Source organism: Bacteroides sp. 41_26 (assembly GCF_949740115.1).
Classification (GTDB): Bacteria; Bacteroidota; Bacteroidia; order Bacteroidales; family Bacteroidaceae; genus Bacteroides; species Bacteroides nordii.
Genome location: NZ_CATJGZ010000056.1, coordinates 1 through 18,928, shown reverse-complemented (window position 1 = coordinate 18,928; position 18,928 = coordinate 1). Strand labels below are relative to the sequence as shown.

Below are 18,928 nucleotides of genomic sequence, written 5' to 3'. Positions count from 1 at the left end.
TAAAATTATGAGAAAGATTACTTTAGTCGCTGTATTAGCGGCATTGTTGTGTATACCCTTCGGAGTGAAGGCGCAGAAATTTGAAGGATTGGCTGATACTCCGCCAATGGGCTGGAACAGTTGGAACAAATTTGCCTGTGATATAAACGAAGAAATAATCAGAGGCATTGCCGACGCAATGGTGGAAACAGGATTAAGAGATGCCGGATACATCTATCTGAATCTGGATGATTGTTGGCATGGCGAACGTGATAGCCTTGGATTTATTCAGGCAGATCCCGTTAAATTTCCATCAGGTATCAGGGCACTCGCTGATTATGTACATTCTAAAGGATTAAAACTGGGTATTTACTCGGATGCTGGCAGAAAAACTTGTGGTGGACGTCCGGGTAGCTTCGGTCATGAATATCAGGATGCTTTGCAATACGCTAAATGGGGAATTGACTATCTGAAATATGACTGGTGTGAATCCGAAGACATTAATCCGGTGGGAGCTTATAACTTGATGCGTGATGCACTTCGTGCTGCCGGACGTCCGGTTTACTTCAGCATGTGTGAGTGGGGGCATAGCAAACCTTGGGAGTGGGCTTCCGAAACCGGACATTCTTGGCGTACAACGGGAGATATTTATAATTGTTTCGATTGTGTAGATGAGCATCCGGGTTGGAAAGCTTTTGGTGTACTTCAGATACTTGACATGCAGAATGGACTTCGCAAGTATGCTGGTCCGGGACATTGGAATGATCCTGATATGTTGGAGGTTGGCAATGGACAGACTGTTAGTGAAGATCGTGCTCACTTTTCCATGTGGTGTATGCTTGCTGCACCACTGATCCTTGGGAATGACATTCGTAACATGAACCAGGATACGAAAGAGATTATTATGAATCAGGAAGTAATTGCACTTGATCAGGACAGTCTGGGTATTCAAGGCTTGAAGTTTGCTTCAGAAAACGGATTGGAATTCTGGTTCAAACCATTAGTGAATGATGAGTGGGCTTTCTGTATTCTCAATCGTACCACCACCTCTCAAGAGTATAGCATTGACTGGCAGAAGTTCAATTTGTATGATGAGGTAGCAAAGCGTTTTACTAATTTTGACTCTAAAGTATATAATATACGCAATCTTTGGATAAAAGAGGACGAAGGTAATACCCGGAAAGTGAAGCGTGTTATTGTTCCTGGTCATGATGTGGTATTATATCGTCTTACTCTTAATAAGAAAACAAAGAAATGAAAAGTTGGTTAGTAAACTTATGTTTGTTAGGGTATTCACTAACTTTATCTGCACAGTTGGATCAGGTAAAACCCAATTTGGATTATGAGGTGAAACAAACGAATGATTGGGTTTTTTATTCGCCAGCCAATCCTGTTATTCAGGTGGTTGTTGCTAACCATAAAGAGGTGACCCTTCCGGCTGTTTTACAGTTGGATATTTCTACAGACCGGCATCAGCCACTCTTGGCCCTTTCTCAGTCAATTCTTTTACAGAAGGGAGATTCTACAGAGATCACATTTTCGTTTACCCTTCCTGCGCCGGGTTTTTATCGTTGTGCTCTTTCTGAGGATGGACGGATGATTAAAAACTTTACTATTGGATATGAACCCGAAAGTATCCTTTCTCTGCCTGATAATCAACCCGATTTGAAAGATTTTTGGGAAAAGGCGAAAGCGGATTTGGCGGAGATAGTCCCCGAATATCAGTTAACTTTGATTCCTGATTCTTCCAATACAGAGCGCAGGCTCTATCGGGTGAAAATGAAATCGTTGGGTGGTGTTGAGATATCCGGTTTTTATTCTACTCCTGCAAAGAAAGGGAAATATCCGGCTATTATCTCTTATATGGGATATGGCTCAAAACCCTGGGTTCCCGGTGGTACTTCCGGTTATGTAGAATTTGTATTGTCCACCCGTGGGCAAGGGTTGCAAGAACCGGTCAATACCTATGGCGACTGGATAACCTATGGACTGGATTCCAAAGAAAATTATTATTATCGGGGTGCCTTTATGGATTTAATTCGTGCCATTGATTTCGTTACCAGCCGTTCTGAAGTGAATACTGACTATATCTTTGCCGAAGGAGGTAGTCAAGGTGGAGCATTTACTCTTGCCGCTGCTGCTTTCGATGATCGTTTTTGTGCCATTGCTCCTACCATTCCTTTTCTTTCTGACTATCCCGATTACTTCAAGATTGTTCATTGGCCGGCAGAACCTGTTCTTCAAAAGCAGAAAGAGATGGGGATAAGTGATGCAAAATTGTATCAGCTTTTGTCTTATTTTGATATAAAGAACCTTGCCGGTTGGATAAAGTGTCCGGTTATTATGGGCGTTGGCCTTCAGGATGAAGTTTGCCCGCCACATACAAACTTCTCCGGTTACAACCGTATATCAACTGAGAAAGAGTACCATATTTATCCTTTGAACGGGCACAATACACCTGAAAGTTGGTGGAAAACAAAGATGGACTTCTTTGAAAAACAGATGCGTAAAAGGAGTAGAAAGTAAGAGTCTGCTCTAAACAAAGAGTGTAAAGATTATAAGTGGTAGAATTGTATTAGTATATGATAATATTGTACTTGTCTCTTTTACCACTTGCTCCTACCTTTGCTAACGTAAAAATGTAAATCATTTATTTAAATCTATGTGTTGATATGAAGAACATTATGTTGTTTCTGATAGCACTCCTGATGAGTAGCTATGTGACGGCCCAACAAACCACCGTTACCGGTATCGTGACTGATGCGAATGACGGTTCTCCTCTGATCGGGGCCAATATTTTGGTGAAAGGCACTACGGTAGGTGCTATTGCCGACCTTGATGGTCGGTTTAGTGTGAATGTTCCTGAGGGAAAGAAAATTCTTGTATTCTCCAGTATTGGTTATAAGACGCAAGAAGTTACATTACAATCCGGTCAAAAGTCGGTAACCGTGGCGTTGAAGGAAGATTCGGAAATGCTGGACGAAGTAGTGGTAGTAGGCTATGGTACGATGAAGAAAAGTGATCTGACCGGTTCCGTAGCCAACCTTTCAGGTGATAAGCTGAAAGAATCTATTGTAACCAATGTAGACCAGATGCTTCAAGGACGCGTCGCCGGTGTGCAGGTTGCAGCCAATTCCGGTGCTCCGGGGGCGGCCAATTCCATTCGTATCCGTGGTGCAAGCTCCATCAACGGCACTAATGAACCTCTTTACATTATTGATGGCATACCGATGAGTGGTGAAGGTACCTCTACTGCCGGATTTGAATGGTCGGGTGGTTCCAACGGACAGAATGTAGTAAATCCCCTGGCTTCTATCTCTCCAAGTGATATTGTCTCCATGTCTGTATTGAAAGATGCTTCGGCTACGGCAATTTATGGAACTTCCGGTGCCAATGGTGTTGTTATTATCACTACAAAACGTGGGAATAAGGGACGTACGAATATCACTTATGATGGATATGCGGCACTTCAGCAACGTACCGGGAAAATTGATATGATGGATCTTCGTGAATTCGGAACCTATCAAAAGCAACTTTATGAAGAAGGTGTATTACCTAATGTGGATGTGGCCTATCTGGACCCTTCTTTACTGGGCAAAGGTACTGACTGGCAAGATGCCGTAACGAGTAATGCCTGGATGCATAGTCATAATCTTTCTTTGAACGGTGGTACTGACAAAACTCAATATGCATTTTCTGTTGGTTATATGGGACAAGACGGTATGCTGCTTAATTCAAACTTTGAACGCTATACCGGCCGTATGACCCTGGATAGTGAATTCAATAAATATATTAAGATGGGTGGCTCTTTTTCTTACTCTCGTACCAATGAGTCAATTATTAACAACGATGGTATCAATGGGGTGGTGATGCAGGCTGCTTTAATGTCTCCGTCTGTTCCGGTGTATGATTTTGATGGCAATTATGCCGGCCCCGAATCAGTAAACGGTTCATCTATTTACAATCCGGTTGCTTTGACAAACGACCAGATTAACACCCTGTTACGTGAACGCTTCATGGGGAATGCCTATGCTTTGATCACCTTTAACAAATATGTCAATTTCCGTACCGAGTTTGGTATTGATGGTTCCAATAATCTGAACAAAGGTTTCAAACCCAGCTACGAATATGGTCAGTTAAAGAATACCGATATCATGATTATGCAACGTGAAGAACATAGTCTTTATTGGATATGGAAGGGATATGCTACTTACAATCAGAGTTTCGGTAAACACAATATCAACTTTATGGCAGGGATGGAATCCTCCAAATCTTCTTGGGAAGGTACACAGTTGCAAAAGAATCAATTGTCATCTAATGATATTCATGTAATCGGTGCTGATGGTGTATTCACTTCCAATAGTGGTTGGAAAGACGCTGCCACGAAAGTTTCCGCTTTCGGACGTGCCAATTACAATTATGCCGACCGCTATTTATTGACTGCAACTTTACGTGCCGATGCCTCTTCTAAATTCGGAATTAATAACCGTTGGGGATATTTTCCTTCATTTGCGGCAGCCTGGCGTGTGACAGGAGAGGACTTTATGAAAGGGACTCAGAAATGGCTATCCAATCTGAAGTTTCGTTTGGGATATGGCCAGGTGGGTAGTGATAATATCGGAACGTACCGATATGGGTCTACCATGGTAGCTTTTCCTTCTGCTTTTGGTACGGCATACCGCATGGCAAACAATGCAAATCCGGATTTAAAGTGGGAAGCTTCTGTACAATATAATGCGGGTATCGACTTGGGATTATTCAACGGGAGGATTGATCTGACTGTGGATGCTTATTATAAGACAACCAAAGATTTGTTGTTGCAACCTTCTGTGTCTCCCGTTTTGGGAGGTTCCGGATGGACGGATATCCAAACACCTTTTATGAATATAGGAAAGGTTGACAATAAAGGTATTGATATCTCTTTGAACACACACAATATTGCTACAAAAGATTTCAACTGGCATTCAAACCTCACTGTTTCTATCAATCGCAATAAGGTGAAAGAACTGGATGAACTGGGTACCACCATTTATGGTAAACTGGATTGGTATGCCGGTTTCCAGACCGTTTCTATGATTAAGGTAGGACAGCCTATCGGTGTATTTTATGGATACCTTACAGACGGACTGTTTGAAAATGCCGAGGAACTGCGTACCCATGCCTTGCCCGAAGGAGTAGGTGTACACCGTACAACCGGTGCATGGGTCGGAGACGTGAAGTTTAAAGATATCAGTGGTCCGAATGGTGTACCCGACGGTGTTATCAACGAATATGACCAGACTATTATCGGTGATCCGAATCCTGATTTTACATTTGGCTTTACCAATACCTTTACATACAAGAACTGGGAACTTGGTATCGGACTGACCGGAGCGGTAGGTGGGGATATTCTTAACTATGTTCGTGTAAAAACAGAAGGGTTGATGTCACAGTGGGACAATCAGTCAGCTACTGTGCTCAACCGTGCAAGACTGGGTTATTATGACGGTATCAATACCAATGTGGAGAATGCTGATAATTGTTATCTCATCAATGGAACTTCTTCCCTTCCCCGTTGGAGCGGAAATGATATTAATGGTAATAATCGTATGAGTGACCGTTGGATTGAAGATGGTAGTTATCTGCGTATCCAGAATATTTCATTGGCTTATAATTTCCCTCAAGTCTGGCTGAAGAAGATTGGAATGGTAAACTGTAAACTCTATTTTAATGCGCAAAACGTGTACACCTTTACCGGATATTCCGGTCTTGATCCGGAAATAGGTTCATACAACCAGCAGGTAGGCCTGTCCAATGTGGATATGGGTCGTTATCCTTCGCCACGTGTATATACATTGGGTGCAAACATTACGTTCTAACTTAAAGGATTATCGAATATGAAAAATATATTTAAAACAATTTGTCTGTCGTATCTGTTAGCGGTGACATCGTCTTGTGCTGATTTCCTGACTATTGTACCTGAAAGCGAACAGGTGCTGGAAACTTATTATACATCGGAGGCTGCAATCAATGCAAATACAGCTTCTCTTTACAGTGCTTTTGTCTGGCAAGACTTCCATATGAACTTTATGTGGATGGCAGGTGATGAATTGGCAGGTGATCTTTTTTATACATTTGACCAGGAAGGACAGTTCTATTATATGACTTTCCAGAATGGTAACACTTATCTGACACAAGGTTGGAATGGCCTTTTCCGTGTTGTTTCTTACTGCAATAACATCATCAATGGCATGCCGGATGCAGCCCGCACGAATGGGATTTCTGAAACGATCATTAATCGTGCGCTTGGCGAAGCACGTTGTATTCGCGGTATTGCTTACTATCTGCTCACTGAATATTGGCAGGATGTGCCTATCATTACCGACAACAACATTTCCGGTGATCAGGTGATCCGTAATAAACAGGCAAGCGTTTATGAATTCATTCGTCAGGATCTGGAATTTGCTAAGGATAATCTTCCGGCTTCTCCGTTTCAGGCAGGGCGTTGCTCCGGATATACTGCTATCGGAATGTTGGCAAAGTTACACCTCACAATGGCGTCTCACTTGTCTGACGGTGCATCTGCCGATAATTTTGCGAAGGCTAAAGCGTATGCAGCCGAAGTGATAAACAAGAGCGGATTTAGTCTTTACGGAGATTTATCAACACTGTTTTATCCTGCAGGAAACAATAGCTCAGAGTCTTTGTTTGCCATTCAGTGTACGAATGACGGATATGGTTACGGTAACAGTCGCAATGTATCCCTCTCCCGTAATGCTTTGATTACTTTAGGATCTTCCTGGGGATCAGGTAAAGGTCCTACACTGAGTTTGCAGGAAACATTTGAAACTGGTGATCTTCGCCGTTACTATACTTACATGCGCAATGGCGATCAGTATGGAAATCTGGGTGGTGGCGGTTATACGTACAGCAACTTCTCCGAAGATGAGAGTACAGAGTCGTCCAACGAAATGCTGGCCCATGTCCGAAAATATGTAATAGGTGCGAATGACGACTGTGGCGGTTTGGCCGGAGCTTCCAATCAGGATGCCGGAAATAACATTTATCTGTTGCGTCTGGCCGATATCTATCTTTGTTATGTAGAAGCATGTATTGGTGCCGGTTCTTCTACAAACGATGTGTTGGCACTGGATGTATTCAAACAGATTCGTTTGCGTGCCGGACTTCCCTGGGAAAAAACAACCATAACCTATGATGAACTGATAAAAGAGCGTCGCGTGGAGTTTGCCCTTGAAAGTATAAACTTCTTTGATGTAAAGCGTATTGCGTATCGTGACATGAATAAGGCGCTTGCTTACCTGAATGGCATGGAACGCCAGCGTCAGTATGTTTCCAATGGTCAGTTTACCTGGCAGGAACGCAATGCTGTGGGCGCTTACCATGGCGGTTTCACTTCTCTCAATCCGAATGATGATCCAAGAGGTAAAGGTTCTATCTTCTATATCAATCCGGATATAGCAAAGATAACAATCGGTGCCGGTAATCTGGTATTACCTGTTCCGGCGGAGACAATAACCAAGACTCCTTCCATTACCCGGGACCCTGTAGATTATCAATTTTAACCTCTAAGTTTAAGAAGATTATGAATAAGTATATATTCAACATTGCTCTTGCAGTATTAACGCTAACCTTTTTCGGTGCATGCTCTGATGATGATGGAAGGGGTGCGAACGGTGGTGCTCCCTTGGTGAGATACATCCGTCCTTGCGATGCTGCAGTTTCAGACTCTTTATTGACGAGTGCTTATCTGGGCGATCGCATTGCCATTATCGGTGAACATTTGGGTGGTGTAAATGCCATTTACTTCAATGATCAGAAGGTCAAGCTAAATCCGAATTTTGTTACGGATAATGCCATTATCGTTAGTATCCCTTCCGGTATTCCGGGTGAAAAGCAGGATTTGATAAAACTGTATACTAATAATGATTCGTGTTACTATTCATTTGAGACGAAAGTTCCTGTCCCGTCGGTTAAATCGATGACCTGTGAATATGTCGCCGAAGGTGATATCGCCTATATCCAGGGATTGTATTTTGTCAATGAGGATGCTAATCCGTTGAAGGTTACTTTTACAGGAGATGTAGATGGTGAAATAGTCAGTCATGATGTGAACAATATTGCCGTAAAAGTACCTGCCGGTGCACAACCTGGTCCTGTTAGAGTAACTTCAGTATATGGTACTGGCGAGAGTTCTCTTAACTTTCGTGACAATCGTAATATTATTCTTGACTTTGACACTCTCTTCCCTGACGGTGGTTACAATCATGGTTGGCATGCCGGTGCAGGTTATGGTACCGAAGAGGGTATTAGCGGGCAGTATCTGATTTTCAAAGGTAAGATGAGTGATGACACCTGGGATGACAGTAACTTTGGTTATGAACGCTGGACGTACCGTACTACTGATTCTGATTTCTTCAATGCAGGCACTTTGGATAAATATGTGTTGAAGTTTGAGGTTAATATTCCGGACGTATGGTCGGCTGCGGCCTTTCAGATTATATTTACCGGTGCCGATGAAGTGTGGCTGAACTGGCAGGAGGGTGGTGCTACAGGAGGGAATCCTAATAATGCTTATATGTCTGATGCTACCTATCCGCGTGCATTGTGGATGCCTTGGACTGCTACCGGCTCTTATACTACTAATGGTTGGACTACGGTAACCATTCCGATGAGTGACTTTAAGTATAATGGAGACGGAGCGGAAGTAGGCGTGAAAGCAGCCGGTCATTATTCAGGAATCACCCTGTTTGTAGGTAAAGGCGGTGTAGCCGGAACAGAATGTACCCCGACCTTTTACATTGATAATGTTCGTGTTGTAGAAGCCGAATGATAAATTTAATTATAAATATGAAAGATATGAAACTCAATAGAATATTCAATCAAATGATATGGGTGGCGCTCATTGTTCTTTCTGTGACTTTCACGGCATGCAACAACGATGATGATGAGTCCGGTGCCATACTATTGGAGGCTTTCGGGCCCAGTCCAGCCCTGCGTGGTAGTAAGTTAACTTTTATCGGCAGGAACCTGGATCGTGTCACGAGCGTGGTGTTACCCGATAATATAGAAATTACAGATATCGAAGTAGTCGATAATCAGTATATCAAAGTTGTGATTCCTCAGAATGCTGTAGTGGGTTATGTGAGACTGAAGGGAGTCGGAGGAGTGGAACTTGTTTCTAAATCACAACTTTCCTATACAGAGCCCATTTCCATCTCCTCAATATCTCCTTCTCCGGTAAAGCCTGGCGATGAGTTGACAATTGAAGGTGAATATCTCAATCTGATGAAACGGGTGATTTTTGCTAAAGACGTAGAGGTAGGCGCTGATGAGTTCATCACACATGAACGGGAGAAGATTGTGGTAGTGGTGCCTCGTGAAGCACAAACCGGTATTATTACTCTGGCAGATAATGCAACAATTCCTGTTGAACTGGAATCAGAGGAAGAATTACAGGTGGTACTGCCGTCTGTGGAGAGTGTGCTGAATCTGACTGATGTAAAGCCGGGTACACAAATCAAAGTAACTGTGAAGGACATTGACTTGCTAACTTCTGTTGTATTATCTGATGATACTCCGGTGGAATTTGAAATAAATGAAGATGAACTCTCATTCACATTACCCGAAGGTGTTACTGATGGTGCTATCTCGATGATTGCTCCTTCTGGTGTAAAAGTAGCTATTGCCAACATCGGAGTAGCTGTTCCGGCAGAGTTGGTCGTAAGTCCTGCAACCGATTTGAAAGCCGGGGATGTGATTACTGTTAAAGGTGTGAATATGGAGCTGACCACTACAGTTACTTTCCCGGGTGTGGAAACAGCAGTAAAGCCCCAATCTGTGACAGCAACAGAGATAAAAGTTCTCATGCCCGAAATGGCAGTCAGTGGTGAACTGGTATTGAATACGGCAAGTGGTAATGTGTCTGCTCCGGTAGTCATTTCTACATTGAAACCTGAGGTACAGGCTTATAATCCAGCTCCTGTAGCTGCCGGTAATGAGGTCGTGTTGCAAGGTAAGAATTTGAATTTGGTGGCTTCTGTCACCTTCAGTGGTGACAAAACAGTTGAAGTGACTTCAACAGACGCTGATCAGTTGAAAGTGAACGTGCCGGTAGATGCTGCAAGCGGTGAAGTGATACTGACGATGAAAAATAGCGAAACAGTGATCTGTGCTTCATTGGAGGTGACTAAACCGATATTCTGCTATATTCCTATATTGCCCGATACAGAAACAAAAATCACTGCCGGAAGTATCCTGCCGGTTGAGATAGAAAATGGTGACAAGCTAACCAATGTCCGTGTAAATGGTAATAACACACAGTATATTCTGCAGGCTTCCACTCTTTACATGCTTATTCCTAATAATGCAGGCGGTGAGACTACAATTACGCTTATTTCTTCCAATGGAGAAATTTCCTATACTATGGATGTTGTAGGTTCGGGTACAATAGAAACCGTTGTTTTTGAAGGAGCTGTAGATTTAGGAACGAGCTGGGGAGAAAATATTTCACTGGAGACAAGTGTCTTTGCAAGCCTGTCGGCCGGTGCTAAGGTTAAGATTTATTTTACTCCTACCGGTACTGCTCCGCAACTAAAGGTAATGAACGGTAACTGGGTTGCATTTCCTGCTTTGGGTGAGGTGATTCCTAATGAATGGGGATGCGTAGATTTTACTCCGGATGATCGGGACTTTACCTTCTCAATGGATGCTGCCATGTTGGCAATCTGCCAGACCGGGGCTTATGGAAAAGGAATGATCATTACCGGTCAGCAGGCCATTATCAGTAAGATTTCTGTTATCACTACCGGAGGTGGAGCCTCGGCTACTGAAACTCTTTGGCAAGGAGAGCAGGTGATGGGAGGCTGGAGCGGTTCGGTACAAATGGATGCTTCCTTGTTTGTCAATGCGAAAGTTGGAAAAACGCTGGTTGTTAGTATTAAAGACCTCGAACCATCAGTCACTTACTGGCAAGTGGGATTGAAAAAGAATACAGCTGGTTGGCCCGATCTAAAGATGGTGGATTTAGCTGCTGATGCTACCGGTCATGAATTTATAATCGATGATGCGATGTTGGCCGAGCTGACCACCAATGGATTGATCATTTCGGGATGTAACTACACACTGACCAAAGTCGAACTTAAGTAAATAAGCTAAGAGTATGAAAAAGTTATTATATGTCCTATTACTTTCTGTTGCCGGAATGTATCTGGCAACGGCCTGCAACGATATCGAAGAACCGGTGATTGCCACACTGGAACCTGCCCGAATGGTCAGTAGTACTCCTGCAAATGGAAGTATTGATCTGCCGGAGGGTAACATCACCTTTGAATTAACTTACAATCAGAATGTATTTTCTCCTTCGGCAGAACATAGCCGGGTGACCTTGGAAGGTGCTACTATCACCAGCGTGTCTGCTTCACTCAGTAAGGTGACCGTTCAAGCCACAGGACTGGAAAAGGGAAAGAACTATAAACTGGTAATTCCCGAAGGGGTTATCATAGGCCCTACAAAAGTGGGGGCTACCGAAGCTGTTATTAACTTCACAACTGTAGCCAATCCAACGATTGTAACTACCCTGTGTACTCCGAATGCTTTGCCGGCAGCGCAGAAGGTATATGATTTTTTGTTAGAGAACTACGGAAAGAAGACCTTGTCTGCTACTATGGCTAATGTAAACTGGAATATCGGACAGGCCGAACGGGTACATACTCTGACCGGTAAATATCCGGCAATGAATTGCTTTGACTATATCCACTTATATGCATCACCTTCCAACTGGATTGACTATTCGGATATTTCCGTCGTTAAGGACTGGTGGGATGCGGGTGGACTGGTAGCTGCGATGTGGCATTGGAATGTTCCTACTTCCGATCCGCAGAATGCAGATACGGGGGCTGATGAGATATCTTACAGCTTTAACAGTGCAAACAATCATTTTGACGCAGCCAACGCCACGGTTGAAGGCACTTGGGAGAATAAAGTATTTGCCGATGATCTGGCCAAAGTTGTTACCCATCTGAAACTGTTGCAGGAAGCTGGTATACCTGTTATCTGGCGTCCTTTCCACGAGGCTGCCGGTGGCTGGTTCTGGTGGGGAAAAGATGCCGGTTCGTTCAAAAAACTATGGGTGGCTATGTTTGATACCTTCCAGGCACAAGGACTGAACAATTTAATTTGGGTATGGACCAGCGAAAGTGGTGACCAGGCATGGTATCCGGGTGATTCATATGTAGACATTATCGGGCGTGACCTCTATGGAAAAGAAGCCACTGATGCCGTAGCTGGATACACTGCTTTGGCGGAACAGTATGGCAGTAAAATGATAACATTGAGCGAATGCGGTGCCTATATGGATAACAATGCTTCTATGGCAAAACTATCTGTACAGTGGGATGCAGGAGCACGATGGTTGTACTTCATGCCATGGTATGATGGTGAAGGAGCCGCGATACAGCATGCCGATGATGCATGGTGGCAGGATGCTATGAACCAGACATATGTCATCACAAGAGAAAATATCCCATCCATGAAATAGCGGTGCTTCCCGTACGGGGAAGTGCGCCAGGCGGTGGGAATAGAAGCACCGGGAAGCAATGGTACCTCTTCGTGTGGGAAGAACAAAAGATAAAATTATGAGAAATATTATAATGACAATAGCAATAGGAATGATACTCAGTTCTTGCTCCGGCGGGAAAGGAGAAGTATATAAAGATCCTTCGGCACCTGTGAAAGACCGGGTGGAAGACTTGCTGAGTCGTATGACGTTGGAAGAGAAGGTAGGCCAGATGAATCAGTTTGTAGGCGTGGAACATATCAAAGCCAACAGCGCGGTGATGAAAGAGGAGGACTTGAAGAATAATACTGCCAATGCTTTCTATCCCGGATTTACGGAAAAGGATATAGAAGAGTGGACCGGACAAGGATTGATAGGCTCTTTTCTTCATGTGTTGACATTGAAAGAAGCCAATTATCTTCAGTCATTTGCCATGAAGAGCCGTTTGCAAATACCCGTTATTTTTGGTATCGATGCTATCCATGGCAATGCCAATGCACCGGATAATACGGTGTATCCCACCAATATTAATCTCGCCTGTTCGTTTGATACGGTAATGGCACGTCGCATAGCCCGGGAAACGGCAAAGGAAATGCGAGCCATGAATATGCACTGGACATTCAATCCCAATGTGGAAATAGCACGTGATGCCCGTTGGGGGCGGGTAGGAGAGACGTATGGTGAAGACCCGTATCTCGTTACACAGATAGGGGTACAGACTGTAAAGGGATATCAGCAGAACCTGGACAGCCCGGAAGATGTGCTGGCTTGTATCAAACACTTTGTAGGAGGGAGTCAGCCTATAAACGGAACAAACGGATCGCCAACCGATCTTTCGGAACGTACCCTGCGCGAGGTGTTCTTCCCTCCCTTCAAAGCAGGAGTGGATGCGGGAGCCATGTCACTGATGACAGCTCACAATGAACTCAACGGCATACCTTGCCACGAAAATGAATGGCTGATGACAGAGGTACTTCGGGGTGAATGGAAATTCCCCGGATTTGTGGTGAGCGATTGGATGGACATTGAACATATTCACGATCTGCATGCTACTGCTCCCAATTTAAAGGAAGCCTTCTATCAATCTATCATGGCCGGTATGGATATGCACATGCACGGCATTCATTGGAACGAGATGGTAACGGAACTGGTAAAAGAAGGCCGAATTCCGGAATCGCGTATTGATGAATCAGTGCGTCGTATCCTCGAAGTAAAGTTCCGTCTCGGACTTTTTGAAAATCCGTATGCTGATGAAGAGCAGAGTATGAAGATCCGGCTTTGTCCCGAGCATCGCCAGACTGCTTTGGAGGCTGCCCGTAATGGCATTGTGTTATTGAAGAATGAAGGTATCCTGCCTCTGGATGCTTCCAAATATAAACGGGTATTGGTGACTGGCATCAATGCCGATGACCAGAATATTCTGGGTGATTGGAGTGCTCCTGAGAAGCCGGAGAATGTAACGACCATTCTTGAAGGCTTGCAACAGGTGGCTCCCGGTGTGAAGTTTGACTTTGTAGATCAGGGTTGGGATCCACGTAATATGGATCCGAAGAAAGTAGCTGAAGCCGCTGCACGTGCCCGGAATGCAGATTTGAACATTGTAGTAGCCGGAGAATATATGATGCGCTTCCGGTGGACAGAACGGACAGACGGAGAAGATACAGACCGTTCGGATATCAGTCTGGTAGGTTTACAAAATGAGTTGATAGAGAAAGTGGCTGCTTCGGGCAAGCCGACTATTCTTGTACTTGTCAATGGGCGTCCGCTTGGGGTACAATGGGCGGCCACACATCTGCCTGCTATTGTTGAGGCATGGGCACCGGGGATGTATGGTGGACAAGCTGTTGCCGAAATATTGTATGGAAAGGTGAATCCTTCGGCAAAACTGGCAATCACCATCCCGCAGAGTGTAGGACAGTTACAAATGATTTATAATCATAAACCGTCTCAATATTTCCATCCTTATGCAGCCTATCAGCCAAGTACACCGCTTTACCCGTTCGGACACGGCTTATCGTACACTACGTATAAGTATGAAGATCTGAAACTGACGGAGACAGAAATCAGCAAAGACGGCAGTGTAGGTGTCAGCCTGAAGGTGACAAATACAGGAGACCGTGACGGAGTGGAGATTGTACAGCTTTACATTCGTGATACTTATAGTTGTGTCACCCGTCCGGTGAAGGAGTTGAAAGACTTTGCCCGTATTGCATTAAAAGCAGGTGAGAGTAAAGTAGTGAACTTTATTATAACACCCGATAAACTGGCTTTTTACGATAAGAAGATGAAATGGGGAGTGGAGCCTGGCGAGTTTATAGTGATGGCAGGACCTTCCTCTGCCGATGAAGTGTTACTGAAAGAGACCTTTACAGTAAAATAACAGAAACGAATGATACGAACCGATATGAAAAAGAGAAACCTTTTAATTGCTACGATGGTCTTAGCTTTGGGCATAACATCGTGTGATACAAACAAAAAGAAAATGGAACGAACCCAGGAAACGGAAGCTCTGTTGGAGAACCTGAAACGCATACCTGCACAAGGATTTATGTTCGGGCATCATGATGATCCGGTGTATGGTATCGGCTGGGAGGATGATCCGGATCGCAGTGATGTAAAAAGTGTTTGTGGTGATTATCCTGCTGTGATGTCCTTCGATCTCGGACGCATCGAACTGGGGGGAGACAGAAATCTGGATAATGTTTCTTTTGAGAGAGTGAAGAATGAAATCATTGCACAATATAACCGGGGTGGTATGAGTTCTCTCAGTTGGCATCTTGACAATCCGTTGACCGGTAAAGACTCCTGGGATGTGAGCGATACTACGGTAGTAGCTTCTATCCTTCCCGGTGGTGTGAATCATGAGATGTTTCTTGGCTGGCTCGATAAAGTAGCCGCTTTTATGAATTCTCTTACCAGGGCAGATGGCACGAAAGTTCCTGTGCTTTTCCGTCCGTGGCATGAACATACCGGGAGTTGGTTCTGGTGGGGGCAGAATCTTTGCACAACCAGCCAGTATAAAGCTTTGTGGAAGATGACTTATGACCGTATGCAGGAGAAAGGTGTTAATAACCTGCTTTATGCCTATTCTCCCGGTTCGGAACCCAATGATAGTACCGAGTATCTGGAGCGTTACCCGGGGGATGAAATCATCGACCTTATCGGTTTTGATACGTATCAATTCGATCGTCAGAAGTATATGGAGACACTGGACAAATCACTGGCTATTCTGACAGAAGTAGGTAGAGTACACAATAAACCTATTGCTATCACCGAAACTGGTTTTGAAACAATTCCTGATTCTACATGGTGGACGAAGACGCTGATGCCGGTTATCAGCAAATATCCAATCAGCTATGTACTGGTGTGGCGTAATGCTCGTGAACGGGATAATCATTATTATGCTCCTTATCCCGGACAAATATCCGCAGCGGATTTTGTGAAATTCTACCAGGCTCCCAACACTCTTTTTGTTGGTGATGTGAATGGACTGTACGTTACGAAATAAACTATCAAACTAAATTATAAAACAGAAAAGACTTCGATTATGAGCCTATTTAAAGACAAAATTGCTACCTTGCTGGCCGAACATGAGGAATTCCTCGCCCGCAAAAACAATCCGATGAAAGGTGGAAATGGTATTATTACCCGTTATGAACATCCTGTGCTGACTGCTGCCCATACGCCGGTATTCTGGCGTTATGATCTGGATGAGAAGACGAATCCTTATCTGATGGAGCGTATCGGCATGAATGCAACCATGAATGCCGGTGCCATCAAATGGAACGGAAAGTATCTGTTGATGGTACGCGTGGAAGGTGCTGACCGTAAATCGTTCTTTGCCGTTGCAGAGAGTCCTAACGGAGTAGATAATTTCCGTTTCTGGGATTATCCGGTGACGATGCCTGAAGATGTTGTTCCGGCAACGAACGTTTATGATATGCGCCTTACCGCTCATGAGGACGGTTGGATATATGGTATCTTCTGTGCCGAACGACCTGACGATAATGCTCCGGCAGGAGATTTGTCGTCGGCAACGGCTACAGCCGGTATCGCCCGTACCAAGGACTTGAAGAACTGGGAACGCCTTCCGGATCTGAAAACAAAGAGCCAGCAGCGTAATGTTGTGTTGCATCCGGAGTTCGTTGAGGGGAAATATGCACTTTATACCCGTCCGCAAGATGGATTTATTGATGCCGGAAGTGGTGGCGGTATCGGTTGGGCATTGGTAGATGACATGACGCATGCCGAGGTGAAAGAAGAAGTTATTATAGACAAACGCTATTATCATACTATTAAAGAGGTGAAGAATGGAGAGGGACCGCACCCGATAAAGACCCCGCAAGGCTGGTTACATTTGGCTCATGGGGTTCGCGGATGTGCTGCCGGATTGCGTTATGTATTATATATGTATATGACTGATCTGAAAGATCCGACGAAGCTGATTGCCGCCCCTGCCGGATATTTTATGGCTCCGGAGGGTGAAGAGCGTATCGGTGATGTATCGAATGTATTGTTCAGTAACGGCTGGATTGCTGATGAAGATGGAACGGTGTTTATCTATTATGCCTCTTCGGATACCCGTATGCATGTAGCTACATCTACCATTGATAAGTTGGTGGACTACTGCCTGCATACACCGCAGGATGGCTTTTTCTCTTCTGCTTCGGTGGAGACGCTGAAGAGGATGATAGAGAAAAACAAGAAAATAGTGAGTAGTGAGTAGTGATGAGTGATTAGTGCCATGCGGTATAATTGCGCAGCCTACTAATCACTACTCACTAATTGCTTATCACTAATCACTACTCACTCATCACTAATTACTCTTTTTCTACCATGATAAAACTTAAAGAAAAAATAGGCTATGGTTTCGGTGATATGGCTTCGTCCATGTTCTGGAAACTGTTTGGCTCTTACCTGATGATATTCTATACGGATGTCTTCGGACTTCCGGCTGCTGTGGTCGGTACTATGTTTCTCATTACCCGTGCCTGGGATTCGGCTTTCGATCCGATCGTGGGAATCATTGCTGACCGTACTCATTCCCGTTGGGGAAAGTTCCGTCCTTATCTGCTGTTTCTTGCCATTCCTTTCGGGCTGATTGGCATACTGACGTTCACTACTCCCGATCTGAGTGATACCGGCAAATTGATATACGCCTATGTCACTTATTCGCTGATGATGATGATTTATTCTGCTATCAATGTGCCTTATGCTTCATTGTTGGGAGTGATGAGTCCTGATCCGAAGGAGCGGAATACACTGTCTACTTATCGCATGACATTTGCCTATATCGGCAGCTTCATAGCTCTGTTGCTGTTTATGCCGATGGTGAATTACTTTAGCCAGGGACACAGTGAGCAACACGGCTGGATGATGAGTGTGATAGTCATAGCAGTCATGTGTACGATACTGTTCTATGGCTGTTTCGCATTGACGCGCGAAAGGGTGAAACCTATCAAGGAAGCGCAAAGCCCGTTGAAGGAAGATGTGAAAGATTTGCTTCACAATAAACCCTGGTGGATTCTGCTCGGTGCAGGTATTGCTGCATTGATCTTCAACTCTGTTCGCGACGGGGCCACGGTTTACTATTTCAAGTACTTCATTGTGGAGGAAGATTATGCTGCTGTTTCCTTCTTCGGAGTCTCGTTTGTGTTAAGTGGGCTTTATCTGGCAGTAGGCCAGGTTGCCAATATCGTAGGGGTAGTCCTTGCTGCTCCACTCAGCAACCGTATTGGTAAGAAAGCTACCTACATGGGTGCCATGGTGATTGCTACCGTACTGAGCATCATCTTCTATTGGTTTGGAAAGGGAGACATTGCACTGATATTCGTTTTCCAGATACTGATTAGTATTTGTGCCGGAAGCATTTTCCCACTGTTATGGTCTATGTACGCCGACTGTGCCGATTACTCTGAGTTGAGAACCGGCAATCGGGCTACCGGACTGATATTCTCTTCCTCCTCCATGAGCCAGAAATTCGGTTGGGCAATCGGTAGTGCTATCACCGGTTGGTTACTTGCTTATTTTGGTTTCAAGGCCAATGCTGTACAGAGTGCCGAAGCGATTCATGGCATTAAAATGTTCCTGAGCTTCCTGCCGGCAATAGGTACAGTGCTGAGTGTACTATTTATCAGTATGTATCCGTTGAGTGAGAAGAAGATGAAAGACATCACGGTAGAACTGGAGAAAAAACGGAATTAAAAAACTAATACGAATCAGTAATTCAAACCTGATCCGAAATGAATCAGTTCACCACAGAGGACACGGAGGGCGCAGAGATATTATTTTCTCTGATGAAACGCGGATGATCGCAGATGAACGCAGATTAAAAAACTGTAGTTCTTTATTTTATCGTTATTTCCCTTTGCGAAAATCTGCGTTCATCTGCGTTTC

At 44.3% G+C, this 18,928-nt stretch carries 11 protein-coding genes; all 11 read left to right on the top strand.

What is annotated here, in order from left to right:
- Positions 1–7 precede the first annotated feature (7 nt).
- The 11 genes from QX565_RS05145 (at position 8) to QX565_RS05095 (ending at position 18,736) form a co-directional block, all read left to right on the top strand.
- Positions 8–1,237, top strand: coding sequence for a glycoside hydrolase family 27 protein (locus QX565_RS05145; protein WP_289291679.1), 1,230 nt, complete (start codon positions 8–10; stop codon positions 1,235–1,237).
- Positions 1,234–2,505 carry an acetylxylan esterase gene (locus tag QX565_RS05140; protein WP_289291677.1) on the top strand — a complete coding sequence of 424 codons (1,272 nt, stop codon included), beginning with the start codon at positions 1,234–1,236 and terminating at the stop codon, positions 2,503–2,505. Before QX565_RS05145 ends, QX565_RS05140 begins: the two co-directional genes overlap by 4 nt.
- 146 nt (positions 2,506–2,651) lie before the next feature.
- Positions 2,652–5,837, top strand: a complete 3,186-nt coding sequence (locus QX565_RS05135) for a SusC/RagA family TonB-linked outer membrane protein (protein ID WP_289291675.1) — start codon at positions 2,652–2,654, stop codon at positions 5,835–5,837.
- 18 nt (positions 5,838–5,855) lie between these two features.
- The gene (locus QX565_RS05130) at positions 5,856–7,541 is read left to right on the top strand and encodes a RagB/SusD family nutrient uptake outer membrane protein (protein WP_289291673.1); all 1,686 of its coding nucleotides are present in this window, start codon (positions 5,856–5,858) and stop codon (positions 7,539–7,541) included.
- A gap of 20 nt (positions 7,542–7,561) precedes the next feature.
- On the top strand, positions 7,562–8,809 hold the full coding sequence (locus QX565_RS05125) for a glycan-binding surface protein (protein ID WP_221651465.1): 1,248 nt from the start codon (positions 7,562–7,564) through the stop codon (positions 8,807–8,809).
- Positions 8,810–8,835: 26 nt separating this feature from the next.
- Positions 8,836–11,124, top strand: coding sequence for a hypothetical protein (locus QX565_RS05120; RefSeq protein ID WP_289291671.1), 2,289 nt, complete (start codon positions 8,836–8,838; stop codon positions 11,122–11,124).
- Positions 11,125–11,137: 13 nt separating this feature from the next.
- Complete coding sequence (locus QX565_RS05115; protein WP_289291670.1) at positions 11,138–12,514, top strand: glycosyl hydrolase; 1,377 nt, start codon at positions 11,138–11,140, stop codon at positions 12,512–12,514.
- 97 nt (positions 12,515–12,611) lie between these two features.
- On the top strand, positions 12,612–14,912 hold the full coding sequence (locus tag QX565_RS05110) for a glycoside hydrolase family 3 N-terminal domain-containing protein (protein WP_221651468.1): 2,301 nt from the start codon (positions 12,612–12,614) through the stop codon (positions 14,910–14,912).
- Positions 14,913–14,936: 24 nt separating this feature from the next.
- Positions 14,937–16,040 (top strand): glycoside hydrolase family 26 protein, encoded by a 1,104-nt coding sequence (locus QX565_RS05105; RefSeq protein WP_221651469.1) that lies wholly within the window; start codon positions 14,937–14,939, stop codon positions 16,038–16,040.
- 39 nt (positions 16,041–16,079) lie between these two features.
- On the top strand, positions 16,080–17,258 hold the full coding sequence (locus tag QX565_RS05100) for a glycoside hydrolase family 130 protein (protein WP_289291667.1): 1,179 nt from the start codon (positions 16,080–16,082) through the stop codon (positions 17,256–17,258).
- Positions 17,259–17,368: 110 nt separating this feature from the next.
- Positions 17,369–18,736, top strand: coding sequence for an MFS transporter (locus QX565_RS05095; RefSeq protein WP_289291665.1), 1,368 nt, complete (start codon positions 17,369–17,371; stop codon positions 18,734–18,736).
- Positions 18,737–18,928: the final 192 nt, after the last annotated feature.

Coding starts and splice junctions, on each gene's coding strand:
- QX565_RS05110 (WP_221651468.1), top strand. CDS start 12,612: ATGAGAAATATTATAATGACAATAGCAATAGGAATGATACTCAGTTCT.
- QX565_RS05140 (WP_289291677.1), top strand. CDS start 1,234: ATGAAAAGTTGGTTAGTAAACTTATGTTTGTTAGGGTATTCACTAACT.
- QX565_RS05115 (WP_289291670.1), top strand. CDS start 11,138: ATGAAAAAGTTATTATATGTCCTATTACTTTCTGTTGCCGGAATGTAT.
- QX565_RS05120 (WP_289291671.1), top strand. CDS start 8,836: ATGAAACTCAATAGAATATTCAATCAAATGATATGGGTGGCGCTCATT.
- QX565_RS05145 (WP_289291679.1), top strand. CDS start 8: ATGAGAAAGATTACTTTAGTCGCTGTATTAGCGGCATTGTTGTGTATA.
- QX565_RS05135 (WP_289291675.1), top strand. CDS start 2,652: ATGAAGAACATTATGTTGTTTCTGATAGCACTCCTGATGAGTAGCTAT.
- QX565_RS05100 (WP_289291667.1), top strand. CDS start 16,080: ATGAGCCTATTTAAAGACAAAATTGCTACCTTGCTGGCCGAACATGAG.
- QX565_RS05095 (WP_289291665.1), top strand. CDS start 17,369: ATGATAAAACTTAAAGAAAAAATAGGCTATGGTTTCGGTGATATGGCT.
- QX565_RS05105 (WP_221651469.1), top strand. CDS start 14,937: ATGAAAAAGAGAAACCTTTTAATTGCTACGATGGTCTTAGCTTTGGGC.
- QX565_RS05130 (WP_289291673.1), top strand. CDS start 5,856: ATGAAAAATATATTTAAAACAATTTGTCTGTCGTATCTGTTAGCGGTG.
- QX565_RS05125 (WP_221651465.1), top strand. CDS start 7,562: ATGAATAAGTATATATTCAACATTGCTCTTGCAGTATTAACGCTAACC.